Annotated in this window: 35 protein-coding genes; 10 read left to right on the top strand and 25 right to left on the bottom strand. The window is 59.7% G+C overall.

From position 1 onward, the window contains the following. Window positions 1-14: 14 nt before the first annotated feature. From L1073_RS03235 to L1073_RS03195, 9 genes are read right to left on the bottom strand one after another with little or no spacing between them, the layout of a single operon-like run. Window positions 15-230 carry a TraR/DksA C4-type zinc finger protein gene (locus tag L1073_RS03235; RefSeq protein WP_246896832.1) on the bottom strand — a complete coding sequence of 72 codons (216 nt, stop codon included), beginning with the start codon at window positions 228-230 and terminating at the stop codon, window positions 15-17. Next, complete coding sequence (locus L1073_RS03230) at window positions 223-561, bottom strand: hypothetical protein (protein WP_246896831.1); 339 nt, start codon at window positions 559-561, stop codon at window positions 223-225. The genes L1073_RS03235 and L1073_RS03230 overlap by 8 nt, the downstream gene beginning before the upstream one ends. Continuing rightward, complete coding sequence (locus L1073_RS03225) at window positions 558-887, bottom strand: phage antirepressor KilAC domain-containing protein (RefSeq protein ID WP_246896830.1); 330 nt, start codon at window positions 885-887, stop codon at window positions 558-560. The genes L1073_RS03230 and L1073_RS03225 overlap by 4 nt, the downstream gene beginning before the upstream one ends. Before the next feature lie 30 nt (window positions 888-917). Further along, window positions 918-3,584 (bottom strand): toprim domain-containing protein, encoded by a 2,667-nt coding sequence (locus L1073_RS03220; protein ID WP_246896828.1) that lies wholly within the window; start codon window positions 3,582-3,584, stop codon window positions 918-920. 57 nt (window positions 3,585-3,641) lie between these two features. Then, window positions 3,642-4,037, bottom strand: coding sequence for a hypothetical protein (locus L1073_RS03215; protein ID WP_246896826.1), 396 nt, complete (start codon window positions 4,035-4,037; stop codon window positions 3,642-3,644). A gap of 17 nt (window positions 4,038-4,054) precedes the next feature. Then, window positions 4,055-4,318 carry an Ogr/Delta-like zinc finger protein gene (locus L1073_RS03210; protein WP_246896824.1) on the bottom strand — a complete coding sequence of 88 codons (264 nt, stop codon included), beginning with the start codon at window positions 4,316-4,318 and terminating at the stop codon, window positions 4,055-4,057. Then, a complete protein-coding gene (locus tag L1073_RS03205; protein WP_246896822.1) occupies window positions 4,318-4,503 on the bottom strand; it encodes a hypothetical protein in 186 nt (61 codons plus the stop codon). The genes L1073_RS03210 and L1073_RS03205 overlap by 1 nt, the downstream gene beginning before the upstream one ends. A gap of 37 nt (window positions 4,504-4,540) precedes the next feature. Then, window positions 4,541-4,744, bottom strand: a complete 204-nt coding sequence (locus tag L1073_RS03200) for a hypothetical protein (protein ID WP_246896820.1) — start codon at window positions 4,742-4,744, stop codon at window positions 4,541-4,543. Between the two features lie 41 nt (window positions 4,745-4,785). Next, a complete protein-coding gene (locus tag L1073_RS03195; protein ID WP_246896819.1) occupies window positions 4,786-5,007 on the bottom strand; it encodes a hypothetical protein in 222 nt (73 codons plus the stop codon). A 280-nt stretch (window positions 5,008-5,287) separates the two neighbouring features. Here L1073_RS03195 and L1073_RS03190 point away from each other — a divergent pair, with 280 nt between their 5' ends. The 6 genes from L1073_RS03190 to L1073_RS03165 all read left to right on the top strand — a co-directional run bounded on the left by L1073_RS03190 (window position 5,288) and on the right by L1073_RS03165 (window position 9,729). Beyond that, entirely contained in the window at window positions 5,288-5,977 is a 690-nt protein-coding gene (locus L1073_RS03190; protein ID WP_246896817.1) for an XRE family transcriptional regulator, read from the top strand. Window positions 5,978-6,090: 113 nt separating this feature from the next. Beyond that, window positions 6,091-6,924: a hypothetical protein gene (locus L1073_RS03185; RefSeq protein WP_246896815.1), complete on the top strand. Its 834-nt coding sequence runs from the start codon at window positions 6,091-6,093 to the stop codon at window positions 6,922-6,924. Between the two features lie 124 nt (window positions 6,925-7,048). Beyond that, entirely contained in the window at window positions 7,049-7,381 is a 333-nt protein-coding gene (locus L1073_RS03180) for a zinc ribbon domain-containing protein (RefSeq protein WP_246896814.1), read from the top strand. A 34-nt stretch (window positions 7,382-7,415) separates the two neighbouring features. Continuing rightward, window positions 7,416-8,243: a hypothetical protein gene (locus L1073_RS03175; protein ID WP_246896813.1), complete on the top strand. Its 828-nt coding sequence runs from the start codon at window positions 7,416-7,418 to the stop codon at window positions 8,241-8,243. A 2-nt stretch (window positions 8,244-8,245) separates the two neighbouring features. Next, entirely contained in the window at window positions 8,246-9,112 is an 867-nt protein-coding gene (locus L1073_RS03170; RefSeq protein ID WP_246896812.1) for a hypothetical protein, read from the top strand. Window positions 9,113-9,366: 254 nt separating this feature from the next. Then, window positions 9,367-9,729: a S24/S26 family peptidase gene (locus L1073_RS03165; RefSeq protein ID WP_246896811.1), complete on the top strand. Its 363-nt coding sequence runs from the start codon at window positions 9,367-9,369 to the stop codon at window positions 9,727-9,729. Between the two features lie 70 nt (window positions 9,730-9,799). On the opposite strand, the gene L1073_RS03160 is transcribed toward L1073_RS03165, so the two are convergent. Beyond that, window positions 9,800-9,979: a hypothetical protein gene (locus L1073_RS03160; RefSeq protein WP_246896810.1), complete on the bottom strand. Its 180-nt coding sequence runs from the start codon at window positions 9,977-9,979 to the stop codon at window positions 9,800-9,802. A 435-nt stretch (window positions 9,980-10,414) separates the two neighbouring features. Between L1073_RS03160 and L1073_RS03155 the strand changes: the two genes are divergently transcribed. Beyond that, entirely contained in the window at window positions 10,415-11,281 is an 867-nt protein-coding gene (locus L1073_RS03155) for a hypothetical protein (RefSeq protein ID WP_246896809.1), read from the top strand. A gap of 15 nt (window positions 11,282-11,296) precedes the next feature. Here L1073_RS03155 and L1073_RS03150 read toward each other — a convergent pair whose 3' ends face one another. Then, the gene (locus L1073_RS03150) at window positions 11,297-12,301 is read right to left on the bottom strand and encodes a contractile injection system protein, VgrG/Pvc8 family (protein WP_246896808.1); all 1,005 of its coding nucleotides are present in this window, start codon (window positions 12,299-12,301) and stop codon (window positions 11,297-11,299) included. Next, the gene (locus tag L1073_RS03145; protein WP_246896806.1) at window positions 12,298-12,741 is read right to left on the bottom strand and encodes a phage tail protein; all 444 of its coding nucleotides are present in this window, start codon (window positions 12,739-12,741) and stop codon (window positions 12,298-12,300) included. The genes L1073_RS03150 and L1073_RS03145 overlap by 4 nt, the downstream gene beginning before the upstream one ends. On the opposite strand from L1073_RS03145, the gene L1073_RS03140 reads away from it, so the two are divergent. After that, entirely contained in the window at window positions 12,740-13,150 is a 411-nt protein-coding gene (locus L1073_RS03140; RefSeq protein WP_246896805.1) for a hypothetical protein, read from the top strand. The genes L1073_RS03145 and L1073_RS03140 overlap by 2 nt on opposite strands. A gap of 3 nt (window positions 13,151-13,153) precedes the next feature. Here L1073_RS03140 and L1073_RS03135 read toward each other — a convergent pair whose 3' ends face one another. The 5 genes from L1073_RS03135 to L1073_RS03115 all read right to left on the bottom strand — a co-directional run bounded on the left by L1073_RS03135 (window position 13,154) and on the right by L1073_RS03115 (window position 18,054). Next, window positions 13,154-15,787, bottom strand: a complete 2,634-nt coding sequence (locus L1073_RS03135) for a phage tail tape measure protein (RefSeq protein ID WP_246896804.1) — start codon at window positions 15,785-15,787, stop codon at window positions 13,154-13,156. Beyond that, the gene (locus tag L1073_RS03130) at window positions 15,771-15,914 is read right to left on the bottom strand and encodes a GpE family phage tail protein (protein WP_246896803.1); all 144 of its coding nucleotides are present in this window, start codon (window positions 15,912-15,914) and stop codon (window positions 15,771-15,773) included. The genes L1073_RS03135 and L1073_RS03130 overlap by 17 nt, the downstream gene beginning before the upstream one ends. Before the next feature lie 26 nt (window positions 15,915-15,940). Then, the gene (locus tag L1073_RS03125) at window positions 15,941-16,249 is read right to left on the bottom strand and encodes a phage tail assembly protein (RefSeq protein WP_246896802.1); all 309 of its coding nucleotides are present in this window, start codon (window positions 16,247-16,249) and stop codon (window positions 15,941-15,943) included. A gap of 84 nt (window positions 16,250-16,333) precedes the next feature. Further along, the gene (locus tag L1073_RS03120) at window positions 16,334-16,846 is read right to left on the bottom strand and encodes a phage major tail tube protein (RefSeq protein ID WP_246896801.1); all 513 of its coding nucleotides are present in this window, start codon (window positions 16,844-16,846) and stop codon (window positions 16,334-16,336) included. Between the two features lie 23 nt (window positions 16,847-16,869). Further along, complete coding sequence (locus tag L1073_RS03115) at window positions 16,870-18,054, bottom strand: phage tail sheath protein (RefSeq protein WP_246896800.1); 1,185 nt, start codon at window positions 18,052-18,054, stop codon at window positions 16,870-16,872. Window positions 18,055-18,276: 222 nt separating this feature from the next. Between L1073_RS03115 and L1073_RS03110 the strand changes: the two genes are divergently transcribed. Next, complete coding sequence (locus tag L1073_RS03110) at window positions 18,277-18,753, top strand: hypothetical protein (protein ID WP_246896799.1); 477 nt, start codon at window positions 18,277-18,279, stop codon at window positions 18,751-18,753. An 85-nt stretch (window positions 18,754-18,838) separates the two neighbouring features. Here the strand turns inward: L1073_RS03110 and L1073_RS03105 are convergent, their stop codons facing one another. The 3 genes from L1073_RS03105 to L1073_RS17395 all read right to left on the bottom strand — a co-directional run bounded on the left by L1073_RS03105 (window position 18,839) and on the right by L1073_RS17395 (window position 20,446). Continuing rightward, window positions 18,839-19,201 carry a HEPN domain-containing protein gene (locus tag L1073_RS03105; protein ID WP_246896798.1) on the bottom strand — a complete coding sequence of 121 codons (363 nt, stop codon included), beginning with the start codon at window positions 19,199-19,201 and terminating at the stop codon, window positions 18,839-18,841. Then, entirely contained in the window at window positions 19,201-20,007 is an 807-nt protein-coding gene (locus tag L1073_RS03100) for a hypothetical protein (protein ID WP_246896797.1), read from the bottom strand. Before L1073_RS03100 ends, L1073_RS03105 begins: the two co-directional genes overlap by 1 nt. Before the next feature lie 85 nt (window positions 20,008-20,092). Beyond that, on the bottom strand, window positions 20,093-20,446 hold the full coding sequence (locus L1073_RS17395; RefSeq protein WP_281505951.1) for a DUF4376 domain-containing protein: 354 nt from the start codon (window positions 20,444-20,446) through the stop codon (window positions 20,093-20,095). A gap of 19 nt (window positions 20,447-20,465) precedes the next feature. Here L1073_RS17395 and L1073_RS03090 point away from each other — a divergent pair, with 19 nt between their 5' ends. Then, window positions 20,466-20,798, top strand: coding sequence for a YegP family protein (locus L1073_RS03090; RefSeq protein WP_246896795.1), 333 nt, complete (start codon window positions 20,466-20,468; stop codon window positions 20,796-20,798). Window positions 20,799-20,853: 55 nt separating this feature from the next. Here the strand turns inward: L1073_RS03090 and L1073_RS03085 are convergent, their stop codons facing one another. From L1073_RS03085 to L1073_RS03065, 5 genes are read right to left on the bottom strand one after another with little or no spacing between them, the layout of a single operon-like run. Further along, the gene (locus L1073_RS03085; protein ID WP_246896794.1) at window positions 20,854-21,390 is read right to left on the bottom strand and encodes a DUF4376 domain-containing protein; all 537 of its coding nucleotides are present in this window, start codon (window positions 21,388-21,390) and stop codon (window positions 20,854-20,856) included. Window positions 21,391-21,392: 2 nt separating this feature from the next. Next, a complete protein-coding gene (locus tag L1073_RS03080) occupies window positions 21,393-22,721 on the bottom strand; it encodes a phage tail protein (RefSeq protein WP_246896793.1) in 1,329 nt (442 codons plus the stop codon). A 15-nt stretch (window positions 22,722-22,736) separates the two neighbouring features. Continuing rightward, window positions 22,737-23,369: a phage tail protein I gene (locus L1073_RS03075; protein WP_246896792.1), complete on the bottom strand. Its 633-nt coding sequence runs from the start codon at window positions 23,367-23,369 to the stop codon at window positions 22,737-22,739. Next, window positions 23,362-24,273, bottom strand: coding sequence for a baseplate assembly protein (locus L1073_RS03070; protein WP_246896791.1), 912 nt, complete (start codon window positions 24,271-24,273; stop codon window positions 23,362-23,364). The genes L1073_RS03075 and L1073_RS03070 overlap by 8 nt, the downstream gene beginning before the upstream one ends. Beyond that, on the bottom strand, window positions 24,270-24,611 hold the full coding sequence (locus tag L1073_RS03065; protein ID WP_246896790.1) for a GPW/gp25 family protein: 342 nt from the start codon (window positions 24,609-24,611) through the stop codon (window positions 24,270-24,272). Before L1073_RS03065 ends, L1073_RS03070 begins: the two co-directional genes overlap by 4 nt. Between the last annotated feature and the right edge of the window lie 3 nt (window positions 24,612-24,614).

Here is a 24,614-nt window from a genome sequence, read left to right as displayed (position 1 = left end):
CGCCTTTGGTTTGTTCAGCGCACATGCCGCCCTCGTTGTTCACGAATGCTTTGGCACTCGATGCAGGTCCGCGCCCAGGGCGCAGCCTCGCGACGTGCTGCGGGGATCTCGTCGCCGCATTCCTCACACTCGGCGCGGGCCCAGTCGACGCCGATCCATGTCCGGCTGGCGAGTGAGGTATCAACGTGTTGTTGCGCCAGGTCCGTGGCGCGGTCGGCGTTATCAGCCATGGGCGTGGTCCTCCTGGTCGTTGTCCTTAACCGGCTTCAGGTTCAAAAGATTCATTCCGGTCGGGGGCTGAACGTCGATAAACAAGGCAAGGCCATCGTTGAGGTATTTCAGGGTCAGGCGAGTGTCGCCGTACTCGATGGCGCCTGCGTCGACCAGTTCGGCAATATCGTCCTCGCACAGCTCGCGTTCGATGACTTCCAGGGCGTGGCCTTTCGCCACTTCCGCTTGCTGGATCTTCTGATCGAGTAGGTGACGGGTGAAGTCGATCGTCGCCGCGTCAGTGGCGGCAACGCGCAGTGCGTCGAAAACGGCTTGATTCTTGATGGTCATGTGGTGCTCCTTGCGTGCTGGGGTTGCGGTGCTGCCCGGTACGTGTGGTGCGCGGGCAGGTGGTCGATTTCGATGCCCAGCCGGTCGGCGATGTGATCGAGCCCGGCATCGGTGAATTCGGTGCGGCCGTAGTGCGTCCAGCCGCAGATGGGGTGCCAGTAAGTACCGGTGGCCACGGTCACCAGGGTGGCGCGGCCTCGGTACGCGCCGGCGGGCAGGTTGTCCGTTCCGAGAACGCCAGCGCCGCGCAGGCGGCGGGCCAGCGTGTTGCGGCCCAGGTTGAGCAGCGCCGCTGCTTGGTCGAGGGTGTAGGTGCGTTGCTGCATGACGATCTCCTCTTTCCTCACGGTTGGCGTTCAGCCCTGAAACACCCAGCACTTGACGCTGGTGTTGCCCATGCGGATCTGGCTGCGCACGGTGCGGTTGGCGTCGACGAACTTCCGGCTCTTGCTGGATTTCAAATAGCGCTTGAGTTCGCGCACTTCGGGGAGCCGCAACTTGAAGTCAGCGCAGCGGCGCTCGAAGTCCTTGAGATTGATGGCGATGAGGTCGGTGTTCTTGCCGTAGTGGTTGAGCACCGGCTCTTCGGAAAGGCCCTCCAGGTACTCGACGGCTTCCCAGAATTCGGCGACAAGCGGGTGATCGGCGTTGATGGCTTGCTGGCGTTCGCGGGCCATCTGCCAAATATGGCCGGCGGCCATGTCGATGGTCTGTGCGTCGAACAGGCCCAAGCCCTCGGGGCCGAGGCAGTCCACCAGGGCCATGAGTTGGCCGTGGCATTTGGCGATGCGCAGCACCTTGATATCGGGGTCGTCGGTTAGGCGGTTGCCATACTCGCGCGAGCGAGCGTTGATCAGCTCGAGCAGGGCGCTTTCGCGCTTGGCCACGTCCAGGGCGAACTGGCTAACGTGCTCGAGCTCGGTTTTCTCCAAGGCCTCGGCGAGTTCCTTGGTCTGAGAGGTTTGGCCTTCGCGGGTGAAATGCAGATGGCAGATGCGGGTCTGGATGGCTTCACCGGCCTGCACCGGGGCGTTCTGGCTGATGACGATGCTGCCGCGAAAGGGCGGCTCGTAGGTTTCGTTGCCGCTGCTTTTCACGCCGCGTGCACGGATCGAACGGCCGTTGAAGGCGGTTTTGAGTTCGTCCCAGTCGAACTGCTTCTGCTTGACGCCGCCTTCCTGCTCACGGTCCGACTCGATCAGTACCACCGGCAAGTTGGCGACCTGGGCGAAGTTGCGCGAGCGCGCCGGCATGGTCGCCTTGGATGGGTCGAAGCCCTCGTAATCGCGCCGGCCGACCAGCTTCCACAGGAACTCGATCAGCGTGGACTTGCCTGCGCCGGCCTCGCCGACGATCTCCAAAAACGGGAAGCTCCCCTGGGCGGCGCGGATCTGCTCGGCGAGCAGGCTGCCCAGCCAATAGGCGGTGGCCACCACACCCTTGGCGCCGAAGGCACCCAATAGCTGGTGCGTCCAGCCGGTCTGGTAGTCGTCGCGCTCAGGGTTGAGATGCAAGGTCACCGACTGGCTCAAGGTCTTGAGGTGCTTGCGCGGGCCCAGCTCGAAGTAATCCTCACTGTTGATCGGCACCACCTTGCCGCCGGCCACGGCCAGATCGCCGAATACATAGGCCCCGTGTTCCTTGCTGTAGCCGATGTAGTCGATCGTCTCGACCGTCTTGATGTTGCCGATCTGGTCCTGGAGCAGGGTGTCGAGCTGCTGGCTGGTCCCGGTCCATACCGCGCCCGGCGCCACGCCGAGCAGGCGTTTCTTGTACTCGCTGGCGCTGGCCAGTTGGCCACCGCTGAAGGTGTTCTTCACCGGGGCCCGGCCATCGGGAAATTCGACGCGGTAGTAGTACCAGCTTTCGTCGGTGACGGCGTTGGCCTGGTAGTAGAGTGCCGTGGGAAAACAGGTGCAGATGCGCTTCACACTGCCGGCTTGTTCCAGGGCAGCATCGCGAATCGCTGGGTCGAGACTTTGCTGATCGGCCCCGTCTTCGCCCTCGGCGCGAAGCGCGCGATCGAAGGCGTCGACGTCGAGCTTCCACCACCAGATCTGGCGCTTGTACTCGAACCAGCACTCGCGGCGCTCGCTACGCTTGTAGAGAATCAACGCCTTGGCCATGGCCGACGGGGCGAGTAGCAGGGCGCCGTGGTGCCGATAAGTGGCGTAGTGTTCGTCGGTCAGCTCGCCACGTTGGTGAGCGTCGTTCCAGTCGTACTGGCCACCGCCGGGGATCTGCGCGGCACGGCAATCCCAGCCTGCGGCCCGTGCGCGTTTGACGTGCTTGAGCGTGGCGTTCTGGCCGGCGCGGTTGCTGTCCAGCGCCCACACCAGCGTCGGGCGCGCGGTGCCGGCCGCATGCGCGGCATCGGCCAGTCGCGCTAGCGCGGTATCGGGATAATTGCCGCAGCTCATCGCCGCCGCTGCGGCCTTGCCGTGGTGGTAATGCGCGATGGCGTCGAAGATGCCCTCGACGATCCACACCTCGCCGGCTTCGACCATGTCGGCTTCGGTCAATACCGGGGGCTGCCACCACTCGCCCTTGTACTTGCCGACGAAGTTGGCCTTCTGCTTGCCGAAACGCTCGGGCTTATCGAGCAGACGTTCCCAGTAAGCGCCGCCGGGTAGGACGAAGCGCACCGTCGCGGTACCGCCGATGCCCGGCTTCCAGTAGCTCTCCTGGGTGTACCAGCCCTGAATGCGCTCGAGCTCGAAACCCCGCCCATCGCGCAGGTAGCCATCGGCCACTGGCGTGGCACTCTCGGCACGTTGCTCGGGGACGTCGTAACGCTCGGTCCAGCTTTCGAATAGCTCCGGGAACAGCGCCTTGACGTGAAGCTGTGCCCCGCAGTTGTTCTCCCGCCCACACTTGAGCATCCACGGCGACTCGGCGTTGATGAACGCCTCACGCTTGCCGCACTCGGGGCATTGCACCTTCTGTAGGTACTCGCCCCGTTCCTCGGCCTGATAGTCGCGCTGCAAGCGCGCAAGAATGTCCTGGCGCAGCGATGGATTCACGCTGGGCCTCCTTTTGCTCATGAATAGAGAACGCGGTGAAGGCGGTGGTTACCCGTTTCAGTGCTCGAGGACGACGGGGCGGCGGCGGTCGCGATCAACGACCACGGCGCGGCCGTCATTCCGGGCCTGCTCGAGCACGCGCATCAGGTCGAGGGCGGTGAACACAACCGGGCGGCCGCCCTCGGTGCGTAGCACCACCACGCTGGAGGTGGTGGCATCGACATCGATGCTGGCGAGCTGATTGGTGGATTCGAGTTCCGCATAGGCTTGAATAGCGACCAACTCGGCGTTGGCCTCGGTCATGTCGTGATCGACGACCAAGTGTTCGATGCAGTTGGCCAGGGCGTTGACGCGGTTTGCCCAGCGGTTCCGCCAGAGCTGCGCGATGGCCAGGTTGTGCGCGTCTTGGTGCGGGGCGATCGTGGTGACGTTGTTCATGGCGGTGCTGTTCATGGTGTTGTTCTCCGGTATCAGTTGTTGGCGATGGGGGCTTGCTTGGTGATCAGTTCCCGCAGACGTGGCACGAACGGCAATGCCACCGTGGGGTTGGGGATGTCGCTCGGCGCGATGGTGTGGGTGATCTCGATCGACGCCTTGCCACGCCAGCCACAGTCCTCGTTGCGGCATTCAAAAATCGCCTCGCGGTACAGCGGCGTCAGACCCTGCGATTTGCGAACCCGCAGGTTCTCGCCGCAGTGCGGGCATGGAATGCGGTGTCGGTTTTGGATGGTCATCAATCGTTCCTCCCTGCGGGGTAAAGGGCGCGGCCACGTCCGGTGAGCTCCTGCGCGCCTCGGCGAATCCGTCGGCGCAACAGCCACTCGGCGGCTTGTTCGCGGCTTTCCAGCCCTTGCTGTTCACGGACGGCGTCGAGCACGTCTTGTAGCTGTGGGTCGAGCTCGAAGGCTTTTTCCGGCATGCGGCACCTCGGATGCACGGTGGATGTGGTGCTGTGCTCAGCCCGCGCAGGCGGCGATAGTGTCGGCAAGCGCGGCGAGGTCGACGCCCAGCACGTCGCGGGCTTCTTTCATCATCATCTGGCGCATGACCTCGGCCTTGGGCACGCCCAGGTAATTGGCCAGCGCGGTGATGACGTCGGCCTCGTACTGGTCCAGGTAGACGGTGGCCTTGGTGCGAACACGTTTTGGGTCCTGGTACATGGCGGAGCTTCCTTATGCGGCAAGACAGGACAAAAGGGTTATCAACTGCGAGCGGCTTGCTCGGTCTCGGCGTCGTACTGCTCGACACCCCGCAGCATCAGCATCCGCAACGTGGCGGAAACGCTGCGCATCTCGAGCTCCGCGATGCGCTTGAGACGCTCACGCTCATCAGGGGTGATCTGGGTCATCACCTGTTGGCTGCAGCCGTTGGGGCTACGCGAATAGCCGGTGTGGGGGTTACGAATGGTGTCCGGAGTATTCATGGGTTAGGCTTCCCTTGTGGACTTCTAAGCAATTCAAATGAGCAAGGTGGTCAGTGCAGCGCGTGGGGTGCTTACTGCAATCCTTCGTGTTTAGCCAGATCAGCCATGACCTCCATCAAGATCTGGCGAGCTAGCAAGTGATCGCGAGGGTCGAGTGCTGTATGAGTCATGGATGCGCTCCTGGTAAACAAATAAGCACCTATAAGGATGCTTTGTGTTGCCTTGTGGAAGCGAGATTAGGTGATCGTTTGATTACCTGTCAAGAAGGAATAGGAAACTTATGAGCAGCATCGGCGAGCGCCTGCGTGAGATCAGGAACCAAAAGGGCCTTAGTCAGGCTGGTTTTGGTGAACTCGCGGGGGTAACAAAGCGTACCCAGATGCTCTATGAGAGCGATCAGCGAAGCCCCAAGGCGGACTATTTGGTAGCGCTGGACGCTGTAGGGATCGACGTGGGCTATGTCCTGACCGGCCGCCACGATTCAACGCCAGGCGTCAGCGCCCAGCGCGTGAGCGATGGCGCCCCGGTGGCTGCGTCCTCTGGCGCGTCGAATGACGGCGTAGCGGTGAAGATGTACGACGTGGAAGGTGCGGCAGGTGCCGGACGATCGCTCGAGGAAGAACGCGTCGAAGGTGTCCTTCACTTTCCCGAAACGCAGCTCACCGCCCTGGGCCTGAGCCCCGAACACCTGGCGGGCATCAAGGTGCGCGGTGACTCGATGGAAACCACCTTGAATGATGGCGATTGGGTATTGGTCAATCAGGCCGATACGGATTACCGGCAGGAGGGGATCTTCCTGCTACTGATCAGCGGCGAACGCCGCATCAAGCGCGTGCAGCGCCTGGCTGGTGGGGCGCTGTATCTCATCAGCGATAACGAGCACTACGAACCTGAGATGATCCCGCCTGAGCAGATGCGCGAAGTGGAGATTCTCGGGCGGTGTGAAGTGCGTATTGGCAGGATCGCGTAACTGTAAAACTGCATGACTGCATCGCCACAGAACTGCATGAATGGTGGAATGCAGCCGCTTATAAGAATTCGCCTGGAAAGGGCATTTAAAAACGTAAACGCAAGGGAACCAACATGAAGGACATCATCGCCGCATTGATCATGCTGGGCGCACTCGTTGCCGCGTGGTACTGGATCGCCAATAAATTTCGTCAGAAAGGGTCGGGGGCTATCACCCGCCATTTCGCTGGCTTTGTGTGTGGTATCGGCGCCCTTTTTGTCGCAGGCATCGTTGTAGCCGCTATGGGGCTTATTGATTCTGAATCCACTTCTACAGGGCCTCAAGCTGCTGATAAGGCGGCAGGTGATAGAGATCTCACACAGCTCTATAGCATTGCTAGCGACGAAACCAACGCTCCGTATAAGCGCAGCGTTGAAGTGACTCTCCACCAAAGGGTCAGCAAAGATGATTTAGAGTCCATTGGCAGGTCTATCAAGAAGATGGGCGATAAAGATGTGGAGCGTACCTTTATCGGCTATCGCCTTGAATCGCAGAATCCCGAGTCGGCCTACTGGGGGGCTACGCATTATAACCCTGAGCTTAGCGTAGACATTTCTGGGCTCACCCCAAGTCAGCTTCAGGCATACCAATCCTACGATCCATCTGAACATTACCAAGATCCCATCGGCTCATGGCGTATCGAAAGAGGGTTCAACTACATCGCTGTTGCCTACCAGAAAAATGACGAGGTCTTCATTGATGATGTTTTTCCAGGTGACGGAGTCAATACTTCGCGCTACGTCACTTCTCAGGCAGAAGGAGGCGGGCTTCGCTTGCAGAAGCCGGATGATACCTTTGGTGAGTATTTCGTCATCACCCAAAAGGGCGATCTGCAGTTCTGGAGCGATAATGGTAACTACTATACTGCCGAACCTCGCAACCCTGATGCGGTGGATATAAAGATTTGAACCCTGTGCATGTGTTGGTATTGGCAAGTGCCGCCCTGGTTAGGGCCGATTTCACGATCTAGGGCTTTGCCCGGATAACACAATAGGCTCCGCGAGAGGGCCTGATACGCAAGGGAGCAATAGCATGGCATTAATATCCTGCCCGGAGTGTGATCATCAAGTGAGTGATACCGCACTGAAATGTAGCCAGTGCGGCATGCAACTACGCAAACCCAGGCGGAGTATCATCGGGAAGTTTTTTAAGTGGGGGTTCATCCTGTTTAATCTACTGATGGCGATATGGATGTTCTCCTACTTTGGTTTCATCGGTGAGAGCATGAATGGCGCCACCAGTGAGGCAGAACAGGCCGGCACAGCCATTGGTAGCACCTTGGGTGTCGGCATGCTATTGGTGTTCTGGGCGCTAGGGGACGTGATCCTGGGGCTATTTGTTATGTTCACTCGACCCAAGTCATAAGAAAGTGGCTATGTCGAGGACGTGGGTAGATATTATGAATGATTCATCCATTGAAATCTTAGAACCAGAGTCCATAAGAAGTCTTCGTGGTAGAACCCCTGATGGCCTAATGGCTGAAACGTATGCATGTGACATTTCGTGGGAGGATAACACTCAGGAGCGGGGGTTTCTAAAATGTTTTTCATCCTCGCGTAGCTTGGGCGTGGTGAATGAGCTGACAGGGTATCTCATTGCAAAAGCCTGTGGCTTGCCTGTTCCAAAACGGGCTGCAGTCGTACAATTGAATCAATCTCTGATTGATTCCATGAATATTAAAAATTGTCCGGAGGGCGTGTATCGCTATGCATTTGCGGTGAGTGAGTCGCCTGGACGGTCTCCCAATTCTATTTACGCAGGTCTTCCCGCAGCATTAGCTGCTACGGCGACACGTGAGATTCTCAAGGGATGGCGGGGTCTATCCCCATTGATGGCATTCGACGACTGGGCTGCAAATCAGGACAGAAACCTGGGAAATTTTTTGATTGATGAAAAAGGTGAAATATTCATCATTGATCATAGCAACATGCCGGTTGGTATATGCTGGACTGCTGATTCTCTCGCACCAGAAGGTCGTTTTCGTAACATCTTGATTGAAATTATGACCTTAGGCGGCAGCGCCCCCATTGAAGAAGGGTTTGTAGTAAGAGCTGCAGAGCGTCACCCGGACGTCTATCATTCTATAAAGGATGAGCTGAGGCCTTGGTGGCAAGCCTTTCTTGGTAATGATCCCTCGCGTAGGGCTGCGATTGAATCATTTTTCCAAAATCGATCCGAAAATGGTTCCGATCGGCTAAGCCAAAAACTTTCGACTATGCCGGTGTGACTATGCTTAACATTGATGATATTTTCCGGGAAAAACAAAGTGTTGCTCCGTGCTTGGTTAAAGGGAAGTGGTACCGTGTCCAGTGGACACCAGACCTTTCGGCTGGAGAGAGGCTAAACTTAGGTGTTGCTTTTCTTCCACAACAGGGCGCTCCGTATGTTCGGACGATTGACGACTTTGGTCGTCTTCGCTGTCTTTTTGATGATAGAGCCGAGTTTCATGCGAAGCTTGCTTGTCGTGTGGCAGAAATGATGATCGAGTCTGAACCGAATCCTGAAAACTGGACCTCTCCACAACTGAGCATTGTCGAAGGTGGGTTCGCCCAAGGTGAAAGCGCTGAAGAGGTCGTCGAGCGAATGATGGAGGACCTTGTTCCTCTTGGCGCTCCACGTGGTCACCGTTCTACCCGGCACTCTCCTGTTACAAAGAAGCGCGCTTACAGAAGGATTGGTGATTCCTTGGCTTTCAGGCTAGGTAGTGAGTACCGTCAACATGTACCTGAAAATCCTAAAATTAAAACGGAGTTAGGTATCAATCTTTTTTTGCCCTTTCGAAGGGAGCGTGATGGGCATGAAGCTGCCACTATTGTGTCAGCGGACTTCACGAAGCCTGAAAAGATTCAGGGCGAGCTTTACCTTGGACATAGAGATGTTTCTGTGGCCACCACGGAAAAAGCCTTCTGTAATGGAAAAATTTTCATTCTTCGCCCAGGTGGCAATATGAAGGATGCCGACTTGAGAGTCGCTGAAGAAGAAGTAAGAGATTTTTCTCTTTACCTGAAGAGCCTTCGTGTGCCTCATTATCTAGGCAAGGATACAGATGAATTGACTGATGCTATTAAACACTGGTGCGTAGATGAAGCGGCTTAAATTGTTGGTGACTGATAAAGTGTCCTGCAAGGCCGTGTCGTCATAGATAACTAGCAGCGGCTTGCTCTCCCTTTTATTGATTATATTTTAATAAGTTTTATATAATGTATTATGGCAGGGAGCCAGATTAGCTAACGTGTGGGGGCCTATACGGCCCCTTTTTTGTGCCCGGTCGTTGCCTGCGCCGGTCTTGAACTGTCTGTTTATACAGTATTAGGCTAGCCGAAAACCACACGAAAACGGCAGGGGGCATCATGCGGGTGAACTACCTGGGGCCATTGATCAAACGCAGGGGTGCTACACATCCGGCGATGCGGGGCTACGACATCTCGCAGTTTCCGCCGGGGTGCTATCTCGTCGAAGTGAGCGAGGATGCCGGCGTCGAGGGGCCGATCATCGAGGGCGACGTGTTGGTGGTGGATGAGCAACGCCCCGCGCAGCATGCCGACCTGGTGGTGATGGACTGGCAGGGAGAGACGCTGCTATTCAGCAGCCATCGCATCGGCGGGCGTTTGCGGCTGATGCCGACCGCCGGGCCGCGTGAGTCGCTTTGGGCACGGCAGTCGGATCTACGGGGCGTGGTGGTGAGCCAGGCGCGGCGGTTAGCGGTGATGTGATAAGCGCGCGTATTCGCAAAAAAAATACGTTCGTGGGGCCACCGGTCCCACTTTTTTCGCGAGAGCGCGTCTAGTTGGTGCTTTGATCGGCTGAGGCGCCACTCACTTCACACTGCAATCGTGTGCCCAGCCCACTGTCGCCCAACGAATGTTCCACCTCGGTCACCAGCCAGGGCGTGGCATTGAAGTCGGGGCGGTTGTGGGCGAGGGTGAGGTCGAACTCGGCTTCGCCGCGTTGCCGCGTTGCCATTCGGCTTGAGCGTCGGCTTGGCTGCCGGCGTTGCAGCTACCAAAATTGTTGTGCCGACGGATGTAAGGTAGAGCACTCGCACAGACAATTGCGAAATTAGGTAAAACCATCTAACATTATGGATGTTATAGGAGTGTTGACAGATGGCAGTCCCCTGCCCATACTGGCGCTAGCGCCAGTATGGGCAGGGGACTGCCAAGCAGGCTTTCCTTTAACCCACTGATCTATCGGGTAAATTTTATGGTCTCTCAAGTAAGCCTCGGCCGTATTGACTGCTTCGACCTACGCGTGCAGGAAAAGGAACGCATTCGCCAAGCAGAGCTAGAGCAGAAGGGTAATGCGGCCTCGTCCAGTGGAAAATCCTATTTTCATGGTGCGCGCGAGCATGCACGTATCGTAAGGCGCGGACGCGTCGCTCATCTTGGCTGATATTTTGTGGCTGAAGAACAGCTAAATATTGCGTTAGATCTTATAGCAGAGTTGTCGTTAGAAGATCAAAATCGCTTGGTACTCATTGGAGGCCAAGCGATTTCTTTTTGGGCATATTATCTGTTTGGTGAAAACGAAATATCTGAAAAAGAGTCCAACATACTAACCTCTTCGGACTTGGATATTGTTGCCGACAATAACGAGAGTATAAGAATTCTAGCTAGAGCTTGGAATGGCCAGTCTAAGTTTCCTTCCATAGGTGACCATACCCCGAATAGAGCTTTAATCCAGGTTCGTCGACCCCAAATGGCAGATGGTGAGAGCTACACAATTGATGTTATGGGTGATGTTCACGGTGCACGCTCGAGCCAGTTGGTGAAATCGTCTGTTGAAATTGAGTGGTCCCAACGTGGTCGCACTCTTAGATTTCGTGTTGTCTCACCTGAAATGCTATTATGGACTCGAATAGCCAACGTTCGTTTAGGGCATATGGGGCAAGCAAAAATAAGAAGAGATGTTGAACGGGCAATGTTCTTGTGCCGAGCAGTTAAGCAAGATTTGACGAGCCATGCGCTGGAAATGAGAGATACACTTGCCCCTGATGAAAAGAAGGTCATTGAGAGAGAAGTGTATAATAGGTGTGCGTTTATATATAGGGATATTTCAAAGAAAAATATTACTCGCTATGTGTTGGCTGACTTTCCGGAGTTGTGCGAGTGTTTTTATCGAACTATTCCGAAGCTCAGTTTTCTTCGGCAAGAACTTTATGATTATGCATTGCCTGGATGGTTTTGCTGGCTTGATGGGAAAGTTAAGACCATACAGCGACACCGAGAGAATAGGAAACAACAGCAACCTTTAAAAGTCATTTAGAAAGTAGTGTCGGCCTTAAATCTCTAGCACCTCACACTGCACCCTGGTCCCGAAGCCACTATCGCCTAGCGAGTGTTCCACCTCGGTTACCAACCAGGGGGTGGCGTCGATCTCGGGCTTGTAGCCGCTCACCCGTAGCGGTGATTCGGGGAGGATGTCGGGGCGCCCCTGGGCGAGGGTGATGTTGAACTTGGCTTCGCCGCGTTGCACGCGCCGCCATTCAGCTTGGGCGGCGTCCAGGGCGTCGGCCTGGCTGGCGTAGGTGGGGCGTAGTTCCTTGGCGTCGTCGTCGCTGCCGGCGATGACGCGTTGGCGTTCGGCGTTGGCCTTGTCACTCCAGTAAGCGACGACGCCGGTATAGGCGTCGCGATCGGTGACGCTGTAGCGGTGCTGGTCGCCGTCGCGGCGCGTGAGGGTCACGGCGGGCATGGCCAGGCCACTCGCGGTCAATGCTTCGCCGGCGCGGGTGAAGAGCATGCGCTGTGATTTGATCGCGGCGATGGCGTCGAAGCGCTCGCCCAGGCGCGTCAGGAAGTTCAGGTCCGATTCTTCGGTCTGGTCGATATGGGCGATACGGATGCCGCGCAGGGTGTTGCCGACCACCGGGTCGAGGTCGTGGCGCTTGGCGAGGGTGTCGACGAGATCGCCGAGGATGATGTCGTGCCAGCTCTGGGTGCGTTTGCCGGGCAGGCGACCGCGCATGTCGGCGCTACGCGCGCGGATCGTGAGCTGGTCCGGCGTGCCGCTGTGCTGCACTTCGTCGACCGTGAACACGCCCTTGTCGACGAGCCCTTCGTCTTGCCAGCCGAATGCCACATGCAGCTCGGCGCCGCGTGGGGGCAGGGCGAGGGCGCCGTCGTGGTCGGTTAGCGTCAGGTCGAGCTGGTCGGCGTCCATGCCGCGTCGCTCGCGCAGGGTGAGCGAGACGAGTCGGCCGTCGATCTTGGGGGTGATGTCGCGCCCGGCCAGGGTGATGCGGTAGCTGGGGCGTCTGTAACGCCGCGGGGTGGTGTCGTTCATGCGTAGGCCCCGGCGAGACGGGCGAGGGTGGAGGTGGTGAGGTCGCCCATCAGGTCGGTGCGTCGGTCGTCGACGTGCTCGAGCGAGAGGGTGAATTCGATCTTCGCCGCCGCGCCGTCACGGAAAAACGCGCTCGAGGTTTCGTCGACCTTGGTGATCACCCACAGGCCGTACTGCCGCCCGGTTCCCTCGACCAGCGGCCACGCCTGGCCCTGGTCGGCCATGTCGCGGATCTCGTCGAGGTCCAGCCGGCCACCGGTGAATTCGGGGAGCAAGGTGCCGCTGAGGGTAATGGTATCGCTCCCCTGGCCGATAAATTGATACGCAGGGCGATCCCCGACGCGCGACTGGCTGGCGTGCCGCCATTCGGTGGCGCGCTTGAGTTGCTGGTAGGGGACGCTGCCGACTTCAAATACGAACATTCCAAGGGCCATGAGCATGAAGATTTCCTCTCAAGATAAGATTGCAACGGTTGTAGCAATATCTACCGTCATTCTGCTTTTAATCCTGTTCATTATTTCCTTATTGGGACCGGATAAACTGTTATTGGTCAAAATCGTTCATAACGTTGACCTGCAGGGACTGCTTCTCTTCGTTGGTGCCGTGTTGGGGATACAGGCGAAAACTTCTAATAGGGGGCATATAGAGCTCGCATTTTTAAGCGGCCTGACAGTCTCGGTGACGTCTCTTTTTATCAAAGCGCTGCCGGATGAATCATTGGCTTCTGTCTGCGTGACCATCCTCAGTATATTTCTCTCGATCATTTTCTACGGAGCTTTGGTTCTATTGGTGGCCAGCTCCTGTCAAGCTCTTTTGACGCGCCCCGGCCAGTCGCATTCCAGTGAGTAACTTTCAGTCTCTGTCCAACATTGACGATCGGTTGCGGGCGTCTTGCTCGCGCTGGGCGTCGGCCAGGGCGCGTTGGATTTCCTGGGCGACGTACTGGGCGAGCTGGCGTTCGTCCATGCCGGGGGTGGCCTGGACGTGGATGTCGCCGATGTTGACGCTGTTATCGACGCTTTGCTGCCCACCGCCGGCGGCAAGTGGCGGCCGGGTGTCGAAGCGGATCGGTTCTTGCTGGGCGATGTCGGGCGACGCGGCAGCGGGTAACGTCGCGGCGCCCAGGGCCATTCCGGCGCCGGCGCGGGTGACGCTCTTGGCGATCTGCGCGATGCGTCGTGCGGGCTCGTTACGCTGCGCATCAAGGCCCTGGTTGAGACCGTCCACGGTATAGCCGCCGAACTGGGCAAAGACGCGGCTGGGCGAGTTGATGCCCAGCTTGTCCTTGAACCAGCCGCCCACGCTGTCGGCCATGCCGACGACTTGATTTTTGAGTTCGCCGAGTTTGCCGGTCAGACCGCCGATCAGCCCATCGACGATGGCGCTGCCCAGGGTTTTGAACTTGTCGGGAATCTCGACGCCGAGCGCGGACAGTGCGGCGGTGATACCGCGATAGAGCAACCCGATGGGGTTCCAGTTGAGCAGCAACTGCAGCACGGCGCCGGTGCCTTGGCTGAAGGCGGCTTTGACGTCGGCCCAGCGGTCCTTGAAGAACTGGCTGATGGGCTCCCAGTTCTTGTAGATCAGGTAGGCGGCGGTCGCGAGCGCGGTGATGGCCAGGCCGATGGGATTCATCAGCAGCAGCCGGCCGGCCAGGGCGAGCGTGCGGCCGATCATCAGGATGCCACGGCCCAACGCCGGTAGTATTTTGCTGGTCAATGAGTAGATCTTGCCACCAAGGCCGCCGGTCTGAACGCCGAGCATGGCGAGGCCGTAGCGCACGGTGACAATAGGCCCGAGGATCGACGCCATCATGATGGTGAATGCGCCACCCACGGCGACCAGGGCGGCGAGGCCGGCGGCGGCTTTGGCGATGCTGCTGGCCAATTCCGGGTTCTGCTTGATCCAGTCGCCGACCCAGCGGGTGATCGCGGTGACGTTCTGGATGAGCTCACGTAGCGGGCCGTTATTGGTGTCGGTGATCGAGATCCCGACCTCTTCCCAGGCGCTATTGAGGGCCTTGAGGTCGCCGCCGATGTTGTCCTTCATGGTGGTGGCCATGCGCTCGTTTTCGCCGTTGGCAACGCGGAGCTTTTCGATCAGGCCATCCAGCTTGCCGGTGCTCATCTGGCTGACCAGCTCGGCCATGCCTGAGCCTGCCTCGGCGCCGAAGATCTGCTGCAGGGCCTGTTTGCGGTCGGCGTTGCCGAGATCCTTCGTGTCGGCGTTGATGTCGCGCAGGATCTCGGGCATGGCGCGCATTTCGCCGTCGGCGTTGGAGACCTTCACACCGAGCCGGTCGATGACGCCGGCAGCTTCCGCCGTGGGGTCGGTGAGGCGATTCATCATGCCGCGCAGCGTGGTGCCGGCCTGGCTGCCCTGAATGCCGATGTTGCCGAGTAGCCCGGCCATGGCGCTGGCCTGCTCGAGCGTTAGGTCGAGATCTTCGGCGCCGCCGAGGTACTTCACCGTGTTGCCGAGCTTTTCCAGATCGACGTTGGCGCGGCTGGCCGTGGCCGAGAGAACGTCGGCGACGTGGCCCATGGCGCCTTCTTTTTCGAGATCGATCTTGAAGGTACCGGCGATGTTCGAGGCGATGTCGGCGGTGCGGCCGAGTTCGGTGTTGTTGGCGACGGCGAGACTGAGCACGTCCTTCATCGAGGACTTAATGGCCTTGGCGCTCATCCCCGCGCGCAATAGGAACTCTTGCCCGGAGCCGACTTCACCGGCGCTGAATTGGGTGCTTGAGCCCAGGTCGCGAGATTGTTGCTTGAGGGCCTTGAACCGCTCGTCGTCGGCGTTGAAGCGCCCCACGGCCTGCACGGCGCTCATCTGTTGGCCGTACTCGACGCCGGGGGAGAGCAGGCGGCTGGCACCGTAGAGCGCGGCGCCCCCGGTGGCCAGCCCGGTCATGCCCGCGCCGCGCATGCCATTGGCGCGGCCGATACCGCGATGGAACTGGTCGTTGGCGCGCTTGGCCTTGCGTTGTGCCTCGGCGACTTGCCCCATCTTGCGCTTTTGCGCATCGAACTGGGTGTTGGCGTCGCGGATTTGCTCGGCGAGTCGGTCTTCGCTGCGCCCGAGGTTGTCGGTGCTAACGCCGCCCTGACGCAGGCTGCCCCGCAGCTCGCCCAGGCGGCGGCGCTGGTCGCCGAGCTTGCCGTTCAGGCGTTCGACCTCATCGTGGGCCTGCTTGAACTGGCGCTGGAACTTCTCGGTGGGGGCATCGGTGCGCTTGAGCTCGCCGCGCATGTTGCGCAGGCGTTCCTGCGCGGTGGCCAGCGCTTCGCCATTCTCGCGGGTGGCTTCCTTGAGTTTGCGAAACGAGCCCAGGTCGCGCTGTTGGCGTTCGAGCTTGCGCAGCTCATCCTTGCTGGCTTTGAGGGCGTCGGCGGTTTTGCTGCTGCCTTGGGTAATCTTCTTGAGCGGACCGGTGGCCTTATCGACCGCGTCGAGGACTACCTGGAGTTTAAGATCGCGCGCCATGGCCGGCTCCGTTGCTGTCGGCGCCGCTACGCTTGCGCGCGCGTTCGCGCCATTCCATCAGTTCGCGCAGGGTGAATGCCGCGCAGTCGGTGGGCGTCCAGTGGAAGACGATGGCCAGGTCGGCCATCGCATCCTCGACACTCGCGGGGAGGTCTACGCGTCCTCGCCCTTGGCCCGCTTCGAGAGCAAAAAACCGGCGATTTCACCGCCGCATTGCACCAGGTCGGCGGGATCGAGGCGGCCCGCTTCCTTGTCGGTGAGCGAGGGCGTGGACAGGCGCGGGATCAACTTGATCAGCGCGTCGGTTTGCATCTGCAGCACGTCGGCGAGGTTCACGCCGCGCAGTTCGCCGGCGCTGGGTTTGCGCAGGGTGATGCTGTCGATGATCTGCTCGCCGCGCTGGATGGGCGTGTCAAGCTCGACGGTGGCGCTGATGGCTTGGGCGACTTGGGCTTTGGTCATGCGGTGGTGCTCCTGGTGTATGGCATAAGGCCCCGTGCGGGGCCGCTTGGGTGGGTCTCTTCGCTCGGCGACCATTGACAAGCCTTAGATGCCCAGGCGCTGGCGACGGCCGGCGAGGCGGTCTTCGCCGTTGACCTTGAAGACCTGGCCGACGAGGTCGATCTCGACCTTCGGGGCGCCGTCGATGCTGAGCTTGTAGTAGCTGAGCGTGCTGGTGACCTGGTGCTCGGTGTTCTCGCCGGACTGGGCATCTCCCATGTCGATTTCGGTGTGACGGCCGCGCATGACGACCTCGACCGCTGAGGCGTCGTCGACGTCGTCGCGTTCGTAGCTGCCGGTCATACGCAGCATGTCGGCGTCGATGGTTGAGCTGCCGAAGTTATCGAAAATGCTTTCGACCAGGCCGCCGACGGTCCATTGAACGGTCAGCAAGCCGTCTTGGCCCATGTCGATACCGACGGGACCGTCCATGCCGCCGCCGCGCCATTCCTCGATCTTGCGCGTGAGCGTCGGCAAGGTGACGGACTGCACGATGCCCTGCCAGCTGTCACCGTTGCTGAACAGGTTGAGATCCTTGAGCTTCTTGGGGAGTGCCATTGATCGGTCCCTATCTAGTCAGTTCAGGCGGTGGCGGCGACGCGCTCGGCGAAGTCGGCGAGATACGAATCGGTGATGCGCTGCTGGAACCCGAGATCCTCGAGCGGCGGCACCGGCGTGTAGTCGTAGTCGATGCGCAACTTGCCGGCCTTGAGCGACTCTTGCGTGTTGAGCGTTTCGTTCAGCCAGGCCGAGCCGTCGACGATCAGGCCCAGATTCTTGAGCTCGCGAAACTTGGCGTTGACGCCCTCGATGATGTCGCGGGCCAGGGAGGCGTGCATCGGCTTGTCGACGGCCCACAGGTGCGCCTCGGCGACGGTGTCGGCGAGAATCTGCGCGGTGCGGGTGTAGTTCTCGAACGGGAACAGCGACTCCGGCCCGGCGCAGGTGCGCGAGCCCCAGAAGCGATAGCCGCCCTGCTGGATGAGCGTGGTGACGTCCGCCGCGTTGAGGATGCCGGCGTCGGTATTCGGCGATTGGAGATCCCAGAACACGTCTTTGTTGATGCCGGTGACGCCGTTGACCACGACGTTACTGAGTGTCTTATGCCAGCCGACTTCCTGGTCGAGCTTCGCACGCAGACCCAGGGCCACGGCGACCGGGCTGACGGTGACCGTGTCGGCATCGTCGGTGTCGAACGCCTCCCACTGCGGCCAGATCACCATGAGTTCCCGCGCGCCGAATTCGTCGCGGTAGGCGGTGGCATCGGTGATCGTCTCGCAGCCGTGGGCATGGACGTAGCCAAAGCCGCGTAGCTGCTGCAGCACCGAGACCAGGGCGGTGGCGACTTCCTGGGTGTCGAGATCCGGGCAACCCATGATGCGCGGCGTCACGCCCAGCTTTTGCTTGGCGGTGAGCAACGCTTGCAGGCCGGTGCGCTGGCCAGTCTCGTCGGTCGTGCCGATGACGTTGGCGGTGGTCTCCATGTCGTCGATGCCTTCGGCCACGCGCACCACGACGATGATCGGCTTGGATTGATTGCTGATGGTGGTGAGGGTGTTTTTCAGCGTGCCCAGGGTCCCAGCCTTGCCGATCGCGGCATCGACATCGGTGACCAGCGCCGGGCGGTTGAGGGGGAAGGTTTTTTCGTCGGCGTCCGACGCGGTACAGACCACGCCGACGACCGCCGTGGAAATCGTGCGGATGGTGCGGGTACCGTCATTGACCTCGGTAACGCGCACCCCGTGGTGGTATTGGTCGAGTGCCATGGTGGCTCCTGCGCAGGTTCAGCGAGTCTTCAAAAAAGACGTGAATTCACGCAGGTATCGTGCGGGGTGAGCGGTTAGGGTGTTAGTGGGGCAGGGTGTGAGAGGCGGGGTTTACACCTAGCCATTGTGTGCTCTGGTCAGGGGGCGTCAGGCGTTCATGGTGTCGGGGCTGGTAGACTGGTGAAGGTTGTAGAACGGTGTCCGATAAAAAAGGGGAGGCCAGTGGAAATATTCGCAACGGTGGTGACTGGGGTTTCGGTCTTCGTGCTCGGCAAATTGATTGAACAATTTATGATCAAACCTATTTTGGATCTTCGTGAGGCTTTTGGTCAGCTAAGTTATTATCTTCTTTCTAATCAGTCATCTATAACTAACTGTAACGCGACAGAAGATATGTCAAATTCGCTGAAAAAAATGGGAGCGATCAACGTAGCCAAGATGCAGGCGATACCATTTTATAAATTGTGGGCCCTGCTGCGCTTTGTACCCAAGGCGGGAGATGTCACAGAGACCTCCATGCTCCTGAACTTGATGGCTAACGATGTTCTACATGGCGAAGATCAGACATACATGCCCGGCGTACGAGTCCCAGATAGGGTTATCCGTAGCTTGAACAAGATAGGGATGAAGTTGGGTATAAAAACCACCTACGCTGAATTTCCGCCCAAGCCAGTGGTCAGGCCTAGCGCCTTTGATTGAAGGACCTAAAGCCCGCTACCCATTGAACTGACCCCCTACAGTTGGACCGATGTCCAGCTTTCGGGGGTCAGTTCAGACGGCGGGTCTATTCGACAGGCGGGTCGATGAATTGGAAAAAGGCGACCAGTTCCCTGCAGGTTTTCAGCGTCTTCTTGGCATCTCGAGGGGAGATGTCTCGGTCCCAGTCGTAATCGGCTTTGTGGCGTAGCCGCTTCATTTCGTTGAGCTGGTTTCCGCGCTTGGCAAGATTGGGGTGGTCCAGCAGGGCATGAATCACCTTCTCGTGGCTGGCGCCCGTACCCGTGACCAGCGCCTTTTCGTCGCAATAGGTTCGGCCGGTCAGGAAGGCGGCGTAATAGGCGCGATTGACCGCGCTGCGCAGTCGCGCTTGATCGTATGGGGTAGCGTCGAGTTGTTCCTGGGCAATGGTAAGCAAGCGGTCCGGCATCAGCAGGCCTCGGTGATCTCGCTGGGATGGTCCCGAACCAGCACGCCCACGCACTTGTTGAGCGCCGGCCGCACCCGGTTGGTGTCCGAGAGCAGTTCCAGTAGCGCTTCATCGATGGTATCGAGGGTCTCGTCGTCCACGCCGAGCTGGAACTCTAGAACGAATTCCCGGTGGCCGTCGTCATAGATGTTGGTGGCGATCCCGGTGCCCATGTAGGCATCGGGCCGGTTCGTCAGAAAGCCACGCATCTGGTCAAAGACGCGTTGAATATGCTGCTGGAACTCGGCCAGCGTGATGCCGTGAGTTTCGAGCAAATCTTTGGCTATCTGGAGTGGTTTGTTGTGTTTGTCGTAGTCATCGGCCTTGAGTCGGCCGAGCTGTATGATCACTTCCTCGCAACATTCCAGATCCGCCGCGTGCCAGGCGTTTCGCAGCACATGACGAAGGAACTCCAGATTATGCTGCTCGGTCCGGAATGCCGCGCGGTTCAAACGGCTGGAGAGAACGGGGTTCAGGGCGTGCATAGACATTAGCGCAAAATTGACGTAGAGACTGTGAGGTCGGCTCAGATTCTCCATCTTGAGCAGGGTCGTGACGGCTGAATCGAACGACTCATGGTCCCTGTTCCACTGGGCCCAGATGGCCTTACGCGCAGCTTGACTCTCGGCGCTATCGTCTAGCCTGGCGAGCGATCTATGCAAACGCCGCTCATCCAGTTGGGTCGTGTGGCCACGCCTCTTTTCCATGCGTCTAAGTTCGTCAATGATCTCGGCGATGGCGGTGGCGCGGGGCTGCGGCTGAGGCATGAGGGCACCTGAGTAGGGTGTTGCGTATAGCGTTCATTATCTTCGCTACTTTCTCGTCCAGCGTCAATTTCAGGCCGGTTCCCTTTTATGCTCCCGATAGCCAGGCGACCGCTTCAACCCCCTCCCGATCCTCATTCTCAAGTGCATCAGCGACGGCGTCCTTCCGATCCCAACTGCGTTTATAGATCCTCTCGATATGATCGAGCGCGGCGGTGGTCAGCTTGATCATTTCCTCGGGCGTGAGCATGCGCGTTTTGTTGCTTTTGCCGCGAAGCTCACCTCGCTGGCGATGTCGTATTACAGGACGATGTCGGGGAGCCTCGCCGGGGTCGGCATTGTGGATCGCGGGTATACAACGGAACGGTGGCAGACTCGCCCCATGGGTACTAGAAGTGGTAGGGCCTTGTCTTCGCTGGACGGGGTTCTTTTGGTTGTACAACCAGCATGGAGATCGAACGATGGCGGGTTATTACGAACTCAAGCAGGCTACTGATGGCCAGTACCACTTCACGCTCAAGGCGGGTAACCATGAGGTGATCCTATCCAGCGAGCGCTACACGACACGAGGGGCTGCCGAGAACGGCATCGAGTCCTGCCGCACCAACAGCGGTAACGATGATCGCTATGATCGGAAAGAGTCCAAGAGCGGTCAGCCTTTCTTCAACCTGAAGGCGGCAAACGGTCAGGTGATCGGGACCAGCGAGATGTACTCGTCCGATGCAGCGAGAGAAAATGGCATCGAATCTGTGAAGACGAATGGTCAGGGTGTGATGAAGTTCAAGGAAGATTGACGAGCATGGCAGCCCGCCAATAGGCGGGCTTCTTCATTCCCGGAGGTGATAGCGTTCACCACGCCACCGCTTCAATCCCCTCCCGATCTTCATTCTCAAGCGCGGCATCGACGGCGTCCTTCCGTTCCCATGATCTCTTATAGATCCCTTCGATGTGATCGAGCGCGGCAGTGGTCAGTGCGATCATGTCCTCGGGCGTGAGCTGATGCGTCACGTTACTCTTGCCGCGAAACTCCATGACCGCGTCGGTGACGCCGGCGGCGGCGCGCGACTCGGCCTTTGCGCGTAGGCCGAGCAGATTGATCTGGTCCTGGGCGCGGGTTTGGACGACGTCGGGCTCGCCAGCGATGTCGTAGTCGAGGCCGGTGGCGAAGGCCTGGTCACGGGCGGCGTCGATCTCGTGGCGTTTGCGCTGTGCGAGGTCGGCGAGCGATTCACTGGGCGGCGCTGAGAACGCCTCGCCGTCGTAGTGCCAACGCGGGCGCACGTCATCACCGCATTCGATCCATGTTAGCGACGGATGAAAACGTCCCGTCGGGTCAATGTCCGTGATTTCGGTCACGATGCCGTTGTTATTGATACGTGCCCACATGCTTACCACCTCACTATGACCTGTCCATCGGCGCCGTTTCCACCTGGTGCGTTCTCGTTACCACCGCCACCGCCGCCGCCGGGGCCAGTCGCATTACCGCCTGTGGAACTCGCGTCAGCGCCTGTAGTGTTGCCACCGGGACCGCCTCCTATGCCCCCTCGGTACCGGCCGTTACTGTTGCCATCGTTACGTGCCGCAGATCCACCGCACCCCAGGCTTGTGTTGATGTCACCTCCGATGCCAATACCACTGGGACCGCCGAACCAGTTCGTACCGCCGCGCCCCCCTTCAGCACTGTGATATTCTCCGAATGAACTTGTACCGCCATTAGTTCCATCTGCTTTTCCAATACCATCGGGGGCCCCTTCTCCACCGAGCCCAATAGTGATCGTGACAGTTTCGACCCCCGTCAAATCGATCACCTTCTCTGCGTGACCGCCACCACCGCCACCGCCACCGCCGGTGTCATTTCTTCCCGCACCAGCTCCGGCCCCGTCAACGACTACGTAAGCCTTGCGGCGGCCATCTTTCAGAATTTGCGGGACTTTCCACTCGGTAACCCCAGCGGTATCGAACACGGCGATGTTCTGGTATCCATCAGCGGCAAACGCCCCCAAGGCGGCAAGCGCTTCATCAACGTTTTCGGCATCAGGTGCTTGCTTAACAGGATTGCTAAGCGCGATTTTTGACGCGTTATGCGCTTGAGATTCTTCTTTGTGCTTATCAACCGCCGCTTTCACCCCAGCAAGATGGGCAGCGCGGTCGGTGCGGTTGCCCTGCCGAGTCTCCTCGCTGGTACCGAACTGCACCATTCCCTTGGCCGTTGTCGTGGCGTCGGGGTGATTCCGGCTTTGGGCGTGTTCGGTGATCTCGTCATCGACGTATTCGCGGGTAGCGAGCACTACCGACGGGTCGACTTTGAGCGTGACGGCGGCGGTGTCCGAGACCTGCATGACGAAGCGGATCGTCTGCGTTCTGCCTGAGCCTTCCGACAGCACCGGTTTGTAGGTCTCGGGGTAGTTGCCGTAGGCGATGAGATCGCCGTCGGTGTCGTATAGGCCGATCTCGCGAATGGTCCAGCCGCCGATGTCCGGCGGGAGAACCTGCTCGACGACGATCCAGTTGGGGTTGTCCTCGTCGACGACGCTGGTGTTGATCGCGGCGCGGCGGACTTCGTTGACGAGCGATTCGCGGTCGCTGTCCGGCGTCGGTAGGCTGCCGCCGCCGTCGCCGATTGCGAGGTCGGTGATTTCGACGGCGCCGCCCAGGGCGATGGCGTTGGCGATCTTCGCCTCTCCAACGATGGTGGGCAGCGTGTAGAACTGGGGCATGGGCGACAGCTCCTCTTATGGTTGCGCGGGTTGCGGGTAGACGGTGGTAGTGTCGATGACGTCGAGCGCGCCGCCGATGTAGATCGGGCCGGTAGATTCGGTGTCGCCGGCGGCGTAGGGGTAAACGGTGGTGATGTCGCCGTCATAGGTAGCCGCGCCCAGATAGAACGGCCCGCGCGTTTCGCCGAGCAGGTCGAGCCCGACGATGTGGCGTGTCAGCGGCTTGGCGTCTTCGACGAGGCGGGTGAGCTCGGTGTACATCGCATCGGTGATGCCGGTATCCAGCACGCCGATGCGCAGCGCGAAGGTGCCGGGCTCGCCGAGCGGTTCCATCTGCCACCATTCCTCGACTTCCAGTAGGTAGCCCAGCGGCTCGACGACGCGCCTGAGCGCCGAAATGGTCCCTTTCTTCTGGTGCACGTAGAACGCTGAGCGGACTACGCCGCGTTTCGTGGTATCCGGCCAGGTCGTGTCCCAACGGTCTACGCTGAACGCCCACGCCAGGTAAGGAAGTAGGGGCATGGGGCAGGTGTCGGGGTTCCACAGTTGCCGTAGCGGTACCGGCACACGCTCGATCTCGGCCAGCGCTTGTGCCGCATCGCGTTCGAGCTCGGTACCGTTGGGCGGTAGCAGAGATCGGTTATTCATCGGTGCCCCCAATGCGCAAGGCGATCTCGGTGCAGTGGGAGGCTTGGGTGTCGTCGAGGACGACATCCTCGGTGGGGGCATCGAGTTCGACGCGCTGGACGCCTTCGACATGCAGCGCGGCGTAGATCGCCGAGAGGCGGATATCGCGCCCGAGCCGGCGTTGCGTCTTCACGTAGGTCTCGGCACGTGACTGTGCGGCGTCCCGAATCGGATCTTGCTCGGGGCCGGGGTAGAGATAGAGCGTGGCGTCGATGGCGTAATCGACGATCTCGGCGGATTGTACGGTGAGCCGGTCGCATACCGGGCGGACGGTCTCGGCAGAGAGCGCGGCATATACGATGTCGAGCAGTTCCTGGTCGGCAGTGCCATCAGCGAGGCGCGAGAGCACGGTGACCAGTGCATCGCAGGGTTGGGGGCTGATCGCGGTGACATCGGCAACACGGCCGTCTGCGCTGAGTGCGTGAAATTCATAGGCACCCGTGGGGCCGGCGACGCTCAGCCCCTCGAAGGCTCGCTGGGCACGAAGGCGAAGCTCGCGATTGCTCTCGTAGTTCGGCGGTACCGGTGGGGAAGTATCGGGGTCGCCGGGATCGACCTCGAGGCGTTGGGTGTTGAAGTTGGCCACCACGTTATCGAGGTCATCGTCATCGGCGTAGGCCAGCATCACCGCCCGGGCGGCCTCGTTGACGCGCTGGCGCCATGTCAGCTCCCGATAGGCGTTTTCCTGTAGCAGCTTGGTGATCGGCTCGGACTCGAGCGCGAGCGTGGCTTTGACGTCCGCGCGTTCATCCTCGGGTGTCAGCTCGAGCAGACGCGCCTTGCGCTCGGCGAGGATGTCTTCGTAATCGAGTTCCTCGACGACGTCCGGCGCGGGCAGTTGCGAAAGGTCGATGGGGGAGCTCATGCGGCGGCCCCCAATGGGACGTCGATGGCGACGTCGTCGCCGGTGTCGACGCGACGCCCTGCGATGCGCAGGTCGAAACGCCCTGGGCGTGTGGTGGAGACGATGCGGGTGATCTGTGTCACGCGGACGCGCGGTTCCCACTTCATCAGCGCGACGACGGTGGCGGAGTAGGCACGCAGTGCGGTCGCCCCGTTGAGCGGCTGGTCGATGAGTTCAGGCAGCAGCGAGCCGTAGTCGCGGCGCATTACGCGCGAGCCCAGCGGCGTGGTGAGAATGTCGGTGATCGACTGCCGAAGGTGCTCGAGGGCGTCGAGGCGCTGGCCAGTAGTGCGCGACATGCC

It is taken from the genome of Chromohalobacter nigrandesensis (assembly GCF_023061285.1).
In the GTDB taxonomy this organism is placed as follows: Bacteria; Pseudomonadota; Gammaproteobacteria; order Pseudomonadales; family Halomonadaceae; genus Chromohalobacter; species Chromohalobacter nigrandesensis.
Note: the sequence above shows the minus strand (reverse complement) of the source record. Positions and strands in the feature narration are given on the sequence as shown.